At 63.7% G+C, this 7,473-nt stretch carries 9 protein-coding genes and 1 pseudogene; 4 read left to right on the forward strand and 6 right to left on the reverse strand.

Going from position 1 to position 7,473, the window contains the following annotated elements; all coding sequences use genetic code 11:
• The 3 genes from WAW17_RS21050 to WAW17_RS21060 all read left to right on the forward strand — a co-directional run.
• The coding region (locus WAW17_RS21050; RefSeq protein WP_422334854.1) for a site-specific integrase at positions 1 to 821 on the forward strand (821 nt) is incomplete at its 5' end.
• A 2-nt stretch (positions 822 to 823) separates the two neighbouring features.
• On the forward strand, positions 824 to 1,834 hold the full coding sequence (locus WAW17_RS21055; RefSeq protein WP_422334862.1) for a hypothetical protein: 1,011 nt from the start codon (positions 824 to 826) through the stop codon (positions 1,832 to 1,834).
• Between the two features lie 86 nt (positions 1,835 to 1,920).
• Positions 1,921 to 2,085 carry a hypothetical protein gene (locus WAW17_RS21060; RefSeq protein ID WP_422334855.1) on the forward strand — a complete coding sequence of 55 codons (165 nt, stop codon included), beginning with the start codon at positions 1,921 to 1,923 and terminating at the stop codon, positions 2,083 to 2,085.
• Between the two features lie 357 nt (positions 2,086 to 2,442).
• Here WAW17_RS21060 and WAW17_RS21065 read toward each other — a convergent pair.
• From WAW17_RS21065 to WAW17_RS21090, 6 genes and pseudogenes are all read right to left on the reverse strand, one after another.
• Positions 2,443 to 2,919, reverse strand: a pseudogene (locus WAW17_RS21065) (transposase); the annotation flags it as partial.
• Between the two features lie 53 nt (positions 2,920 to 2,972).
• Positions 2,973 to 4,120, reverse strand: a protein-coding gene (locus WAW17_RS21070; RefSeq protein ID WP_422334856.1) for an IS3 family transposase whose coding sequence is annotated in 2 segments (ribosomal slippage) — positions 2,973 to 3,856 and positions 3,856 to 4,120 — 1,149 coding nt in all. Because the reading frame shifts where the segments join, the coding sequence is not laid out codon by codon here.
• A 43-nt stretch (positions 4,121 to 4,163) separates the two neighbouring features.
• A complete protein-coding gene (locus WAW17_RS21075; protein ID WP_422334857.1) occupies positions 4,164 to 4,610 on the reverse strand; it encodes a DDE-type integrase/transposase/recombinase in 447 nt (148 codons plus the stop codon).
• Positions 4,607 to 4,765 carry a hypothetical protein gene (locus WAW17_RS21080; protein WP_422334858.1) on the reverse strand — a complete coding sequence of 53 codons (159 nt, stop codon included), beginning with the start codon at positions 4,763 to 4,765 and terminating at the stop codon, positions 4,607 to 4,609. Before WAW17_RS21080 ends, WAW17_RS21075 begins: the two co-directional genes overlap by 4 nt.
• Positions 4,762 to 5,199, reverse strand: coding sequence for a hypothetical protein (locus WAW17_RS21085; RefSeq protein WP_422334859.1), 438 nt, complete (start codon positions 5,197 to 5,199; stop codon positions 4,762 to 4,764). The genes WAW17_RS21080 and WAW17_RS21085 overlap by 4 nt, the downstream gene beginning before the upstream one ends.
• Positions 5,200 to 5,345: 146 nt before the next feature.
• Positions 5,346 to 6,443, reverse strand: a complete 1,098-nt coding sequence (locus WAW17_RS21090; RefSeq protein WP_422334860.1) for an endonuclease NucS domain-containing protein — start codon at positions 6,441 to 6,443, stop codon at positions 5,346 to 5,348.
• Between the two features lie 750 nt (positions 6,444 to 7,193).
• On the opposite strand from WAW17_RS21090, the gene WAW17_RS21095 reads away from it, so the two are divergent.
• A partial coding sequence (locus WAW17_RS21095; protein ID WP_422334861.1) for a hypothetical protein occupies positions 7,194 to 7,473 on the forward strand: 280 nt, incomplete at its 3' end.

Consider the following 7,473-nt stretch of genomic DNA (forward strand, 5'->3'; position numbering starts at 1 on the left):
GCCATGAGTCCCCGACCGGCAAGGAGATCGTGCGCGCCACCCTGTCCGGAATCCGTCGTGACTATGCCGCCGTGGGGGATCGGCCCCGCAAGGCCCGTGCCGCCCTGCTGACCACGGACATCGTCACGATCACCACCGCCGCCCGGAATGCGGTGACCGGGTGGGCGGACGCGGTGCTCGAACGCCGCGACAGTGCGCTGATTCTGATGGGGTTCGCCGGTGCTTTCCGGCGCAGCGAGCTGGTCGGGTTGGGCGGCGCCGACGTGAGCGTGGACCGGCACGACGGTGTGCACGTGCGGTTGCGCCGGTCGAAGACCGATCAGGAAGGCGTTGGCACCGTGCGAGCGTTGCCGTTCACCCACCGCCACGACAGTTGCCCACCCTGTGCGTACGTGCGGTGGGCGCAGGTCGTGGCCGCGTTCGACAGCCGCGGCCGCCCCGGCGTGATCCGGCTCCTCACCACCGTGGAGCCGTTCGACTCGCATGTGTGCCGGGGTGCGGTTCCGCGCACCACAGCGCGGGCGCCGCTGTTCCGGTCGATCCGTAAGAACGGCAATCTTTCCGAGACGGCGCTGTCCGGGGCGGCGGTGCACAAGGCGATTCGTCGCCGTGCCGAACAAGCCGGGTACGACGCCGCCCTGGTGAATCAGCTCGGCGGACACTCGTTGCGCGCCGGTTTCGTCACCCAGGCCTTCCGCAACGGCGCCGACGCGCACGCAATCATGCGTCAAACCGGGCACACCACACCGGAAATGGTCGAGGTATACGCCCGCGAACGCACCCCGCTCGTCGGCAACGCCGTCACCATCCTCGGACTTTGACGATGTACGCCACCACACCCGGCGCCGGTGCTCCATCGCTCCGCCTCTCTGCCCGGGATCAGCATGTCTGGGCGCTGTTCGCCGACTGGTGCGCCGCGACCGACCAGCCACCGACACCCGCCACCCCACACCAGCTGGCTCGATTCCTGCACGACAACCCCGCCGCCGCGGCCACGCAACGACGCCGGGTCAGCGTGATCAACACCGTCCACCGCCGGCAGGGATACCCCGCCCCCGGCAGCAGTGAAGAGATCCGCCGCGCCCTCAACACCGGACGAGCTGCGCGCCTCGAACGCATCTCGGCCCTCGTCGCCGAGCGGATCGCTCAGATTCCGGTCACCGGTTGGCCTGCAGGACTATTCGGCCGACGCGACACCCTCATTCTCGTCCTCGCTGCGGCGGGAGTGGGTTTCGAGCAGATCGCCCGGCTGCGCCGACGGGACATCACCGTCACGGGTGACAACGATGCATCCCTGCGCCTCACCGTCGCCGGTGACCAGATCGTCCTTCCCGCCACCCTCGAGTCACCCGAAATCGCAATGGCCACGGTCCATCGGAGGTGGACGGAGGTCCTTGGATTCCTCGACCGCAACCACGGTGCCACTCGCGCTCTCGCCGACCACTTCAAGGCCGGTGGCGACCTCTCCGGCTTCGACGCCGCCTACCAACCCGATGAAAGACCGTTGCTGACCTCGATCAACCGCTGGGGTCACACTCCGCTCGTCTCGGCGCCGCTGACCGCACGCGCCATCACCGCCATCACCCAGGCCCACTTGTCCGGCAGAGCACCGACACACACCCTTCCGCAACCGCGGTTGCGGAAGGCATTGGCGCCCACCAACCCGATGGGATCGGAGCGTGTCCTCGACTCGCACTACTACGAGCGGGGAATCGAGGCCCGCCGCAACGCCCACCAGGGCCTGAGTGATGTCACAGCCCTTCTCGATGACATCGAAGACCGCGCCGACCAGTTGTTGGCCGAGCTGCTCGGGATCCTCGACGACGTCACGTGAGCGTCCAGTACCAGATCCGGTAGGGGGCCAGTCCGCCATCTCGCATCGTTCGTCACTCAGCGCGATCCCCGGTCGAAGGTGCCCAAGTGGCAGCCGACGAGGCTGCCTCGGCGGCCGACTCTGCCGGGTGGGCCGAGTTCGAGGTCGAGGACACGAATTATCATGCGGGCTGGGCCGAGCACTACGCGCAGGAAGCGTTGGAGCATGCCGCCGCGGGCGATACTGCGAGCGCCGACTGGGAACTGCGGTAGTCACCGAGGCCGAAGCGGGGCGGTCGCTCGCACCGGTGACGGTCGTCGTGCCCGTGGAGCTTCGGCGCCGCCGGCACGTTCGACGTGAATGTTCTTGACATCCACGTCGGCCCTGCGCGGGGCATCGACCTGATGGTCGGGATTCTGGTCTGCGCTGGAGACGCGCGCTTAACCGGTCAGCATATGTCGAAAACCTCACCAATCAGGTTTTTCGACATAGACTTCCGTCGCGGGTTACCGACACAATTTCGGGGGTTTCTGCAGTTTGTGTCCCGTGGCGGAAGGAGGTTTTTCGACAGAAGTTGCATCCGACTTCAGCGCCCCGGAACTTGTCAAGGCGTCTGAGTCCAGTGGGTGTTAAGCGGCTGCGGTTTCGGAGTCCTCTGCGTCCTCGGATTCGTCGGCTGGTCGGTTGATCCAGACGCTGTCGGGTAGGTCGAGGATCTTCGGTGCCGACGTGGTACCGAAGCGGTGCGGGTGTTGCTTGCGGGCCGCGTCGAGGACATCCCTCCGGTCAGCGGCCTTGCCGGCCGCGAGGCCGAAGTGAACGTCGGCGGGGGTGTGTAAGCCGATGCCCGTGTGCCGATGCTCATGGTTGTACCAGTTGGTGAAGCTTTCCATGAATTCTCTGGCCTCACCGAGCGATCCGAACCGTTCAGGGAATTCCGGGCCGTACTTCAACGTCTTGAAGAGCGACTCCGAGTACGGGTTGTCATTCGATACCCGCGGGCGTGAGTGCGAGCGTGTCACCTCGAGATCTGCGAGGAGCACGGCGACGGTCTTGCTGGTCATCGATGTTCCGCGGTCGGCGTGGACCACGTTCGGGATGCCATTGGCAGGTCCCCGATAGTCGGACCGCGTGGTTTTAGAGTCGCGCTTGTTTGAGTTCAGTCGATCTCGCACCCGTCCACCGGTTGGTGGGTGTGGGTACAGTTGGCAGCGTACTCGGCCGGCGTCAGGTAACCCAGCGACGAGTGCCGGTGCCGATGGTTGTGGTCGTCCTTGAAGTCCTCGATCACCACCCTCGCTTCGAGCAGACTCGTCCAATGGTTCCGGTTCAGGCATTCCTTCCGCAGCCGATTGTTGAAAGATTCGATGTGCCCGTTGTTCCACGGCGTCCCCGGCGGAATGTACGAGATATTCACTCGATCCTTGCAGAACTGTTGCAGCACAGTCGAAATAAATTCGGGACCGTTGTCCATCCGCAGCACCAGCGGCGGTCCACCCCACAACGCGAACGCCTTGTCCAACTCGTCGGTCAAACGCTGCGCGGTGATCGAGCGCTCCACGATGTTCAGCAACGACACTCTCGTGTGCTCGTCGACCATCGAAGCGATCTTGATGGCCTTTCCGTCGACCGTGGAGTCGAACTGGAAATCCATAGCCCACACAACCTTCGGAGCATCGGCCTCGATCTGCGGGCACGAGCTGACACCGGCTCGTTTGCGTGGATGGTGGATCCGAACCTGAAGGCCTTCCTCCTTCCACAGCCGGTGGATCTTCTTCTTGTTCACCACGGCGCCCTGATCGTGCCTCAGATGCGCCCAGGCGCGCCGGAAACCGTGCAGTGGGTGCGTACGGGCGTAGTCGCGCAGCGTCGCTCTCAGAGCGGCATCGGGGTCTGCTGGCGTCTGAGCGACCGGTGTTCGGGCGTAGGTAGAGCGGGCGAGCCCAACCGCTTTGCACGCCAATCGCTTCGACATGCCCATAGTGGAGACGAGCATGTCGGCGGCGCAGCGTTTGGCGGCCGGGCTCAGAATTTTCCCTTCGCAACCTCCCGCAGCGCGTCTTTCTCCAACTCGGCCTCGGCGAGCAGGCGCTTGAGCTTGCTGTTCTGCTCGCGGAGCTCCTTGAGTTCCTTCGCCGCGTCGGTGTCCATGCCGCCGTACTGGCGTCGCCAGTTGTACAGCGTCGCCGCCGACACCTCGAGCTCCGCGGCGGCCTCCTCCTGCGTCTTGCCCGCAGCAGTCAGCTCGTCGGCACGGCGCAGTTTGCGCACGATGTCCTCTGCGGAGTTCCGTTTCCGTCCAGCCATGTTCTCCATCGTCCTATCCGCCCAATTCGCGGGCAACAGGACTCTAAAACAAGCTGGCCCCGTTCACAGGGGACACGCCACCATGGACCGCGAAGATTTGTTCCATCAATTCTCTTGCCAGCAATCCGGATTCGTGCGTGTGGACATGAACACCGACGATGTAGCGGGAGTAGACGTCGATCATGACGTACGCATCGAAGTACTGGCCTTTCGCCGGACCGGCGAGCTTCGTGATGTCCCACGAGTACACCTGCCTCGCCGCGGTCGCGACCAGTTCCGGGCACGCCTTCGCCGGGTGCCGCGCGAGCCTCCGACGCTCGGTGACCTGAGCGTTCTCGTGCAGGACTCGGTACATCGTCGACACCGAGCACAGATACGTACCCTCGTCGAGGAGCTCTGCGTAGACCTCCAGCGGTGCCCGGTCGACGAACCGGGCACCGCCCAAGACCTCGAGGACGCGGCGGCGTTCGAGGTCGGTGAGCTTGTTCACCGGTGCCGGTGCCGGACCGGCCGATGCTGCCGGCGTGGGCCGCCGCCCGGCGGAACGCCGTCGGGTTGCGGGGTGGAACGGACGAGGCCGGTGAGCTCGCTCGCCGCCCGGGTACCGACGCCGACGTCGGCGAGTTCGGACCAGGCGAGGGTCATCGCTTGTTGTTCTTGTCGTCGAAATCCGCTCTCTCGGAGAGAGTTTCCAAGAGAGCGTGTGCTTTTCCCATGATATCCAGGGCGGCTTCGGTAGTGGTCAGACGCTTGCTCAGGCGAGCGTTTTCACGGGTCAGCCTCGCGATCTCGGCCTGTTCGGAAGTCAGCTTGCCGACCGTCTCGCCAGGCTTCTTTCCCTCGAGCACACCGGCGTCGCGCTGCTTGCGCCATTCGCTGATCAGCGAGGAGTACAGCCCCTCGCTGCGCAGGTATGCGCCGCCGCCATCGTGTTCGCAGGCGTGCTCGTACGCCGCGAGGTGGGCGATCTTGTCCGCGGCGGTGAAGGTGCGGCGCCGACGCGGGCCGTCGGCTCTCGGATGTGCTGGATCCATCCGTCCATTGTGGTCTGTGATCGCTGTAGCGGTCGGGCTGGTCATATTCGGTCGATCCGTATCTCGCCCTGCATCAGGTGGGGTTGTTGTGAACCAGTGGACTCAACTCACCCTGACACGCAGGGCCCCGGCAATGGGAATGTCAGCGGACGGAGCTGGTTGACATCTGCCCCCATGGCAGCATCTTGGGGTCAGGTCAGGTCGAAGAACGTCGTGACTTCGTCGAGCGTGAACTGATTGCGCAATTTGCAGGCGGAGTTCTGATTGGCAAACAATCCCGGCTTCAGAAGAGCGTCTGCCTTGTCGACGCTCTTAATCCATGACACAGGTAGGACCCACTCGTCGTAATCCTCGCTGTCGGAGCGGTCGTTGACAGTATGTGTGTACGAGCCCAACAAATCCATCTCGGAAAGCTTCCGCTCGTCCTCACCGATCCGGACCGTGGCAGTCTGGAACGGGGTGGCCGCGCCGCTGACATCGGCGACGCCGACGTAGCCCACCTTGGGGATGTAAACGAATACGCGCCCACCAATGGGAACTTGGCGCAGTGTTCGCGAGAACCACTTGCCGCCGCCGGCGGAGACGAAGCCGTACCGCCGAGCATCGTCCCAGTTACGTGATCCGGATTCCTCGCCGAAGCTGACGTACCAGTCTTGGCCATTCCAGGCTTCCTGTTTGCGGTTCGAGCTGGATGTGCGGGTCGCGACAGTCGTGGTCTCGTCGATCATCCAAGTTCGCGCAAGGTAACTGCGGTCGGCGTCTTCGTAGTAGGCGAAGAACAGCACATTGATCGGTACGTCGTAGCCGTTGGCGAGGTACATGACCATGCGTTCTGTGGCGGGGTCCATTTCACTGGCCACGACGGTCAGCGTGTGCGCGCTGTTCAGGGTCTCAGGCGCGTTGTCCCCGAATTTCTTGGCGAACGCCTCGTCGAAGGTTTCCAGTGTGCTCGCGTTTCGGCGATAGTGCGCGTAAATCTCGCGGATTTCTTCGTTGGAGAGGTCTTGGACCCAGGACCCATAGTCGAGGACTTGAGCGACTACGTCGCGAGGCGTGCGGTCACGCTTGAGTTCGAGGACGTGCAGCGAACCGTCCGCATCGATCGCGAGGAGATCGATCAATTTCCCGTAGGCGGTCGGGACTTGACGGCCGATGAGCAGAAGCGGCTGTCCGAGCATCGCTGGGTCTGATTCGATGATTTCTTCGAGCCGTGATTCGAGAGGCATCTTCGCCGGTTCGATTCGGGTCGGCTGACCATCCACGCGCCAGAGCGCAATTTCTGAAGGCATGACAGGGAACCTTTCTCCGTGTTCCGCTAACCACTCGCGTACTCACCGTAGCGCCGGAAGGCGTACGTGCGCGGCCCGTCGGCTGGACCGATTGGTCGGCGACCGAGTCCGGGCATGTGATCTACGAATCGCGTCTGGAGTTGGCGCGGCTGCTGTTCGCGGATTTCGACGTGGGGGTGCAGCGCATCGCTCTACCGTTTCTTCTGTGGCTCCCTGTCGACGGCAAGGAACGCCTGCACATTTCCCGACTTTCTGCTGCTGCTCACGAACGCCGGTCCTGTGGTCGTGGATGTGAAGCCGCGCAGGCTGTGGAGTCGAAGACTGTGGCGTTCTCGTTCGAGTGGACCAGGCCGGTGTTGATCGCGCGGGGATCGGTGACCGGTCATCGATCCCAATCGGTCACCGCTGCAGCGATCGGTGTCTCGCAGCTCGGTGGGTCAGAAGGGGTCGATTGTGGGACACAGGTAGCGCGGTAGAGAAAGCCTTGGACCTCAAGTCAAGCTGCCATGTGAAGGAAGGCAGCGTGTCAGTTTCAGAAGTGGACTGCACTCGGTCAAGAGTCGACTGCACGAGCCGTGGCGGATGTGTCCTGATACTGGGGTCGTGATCGGGAGTGGTGGTGATCGGGGAGCGACCGGCATCTCTGCCGCCGAAACGCGACGCCTGAATCTGATGGTCATGCTTTATCTGATGTGCTTGACGCTGACGAAATCGCTTCGGTGAGTGGCTACTACTGGCACCATCGAGAATATGAATGCGATCTGGATGCAGGCTGGTGACGGCGTGTGGAAGCCCGCACCTTCGGCGCCGTACGAGAACGAGGCCGCGCTGCACGGCATGGTCATGGGCACGCCAGAACTGCTTCCTCTGAGTGGAAGTCCACGGATCACCGTCGTAGGCCGTGAAATAACCCTCCCCATGAGCGGTCGAGCTGACGTTCTGGCGGTGGAGGCCGACGGTCGACCAATCATCATCGAGGTCAAGCTCAACGCCAACAACGAGGCACGACGAGCGGTTGTCGCTCAGGCCC

It is taken from the genome of Rhodococcus sp. (in: high G+C Gram-positive bacteria), assembly GCF_049286785.1.
Classification (GTDB): domain Bacteria; phylum Actinomycetota; class Actinomycetes; order Mycobacteriales; family Mycobacteriaceae; genus Rhodococcus_F.

Excerpts from the sequence above, each read along its gene's own strand:
- WAW17_RS21090 (WP_422334860.1), bottom strand. The coding sequence starts at position 6,443 with ATGCCTTCAGAAATTGCGCTCTGGCGCGTGGATGGTCAGCCGACCCGA.
- WAW17_RS21085 (WP_422334859.1), bottom strand. The coding sequence starts at position 5,199 with ATGACCAGCCCGACCGCTACAGCGATCACAGACCACAATGGACGGATG.
- WAW17_RS21055 (WP_422334862.1), top strand. The coding sequence starts at position 824 with ATGTACGCCACCACACCCGGCGCCGGTGCTCCATCGCTCCGCCTCTCT.
- WAW17_RS21080 (WP_422334858.1), bottom strand. The coding sequence starts at position 4,765 with ATGACCCTCGCCTGGTCCGAACTCGCCGACGTCGGCGTCGGTACCCGG.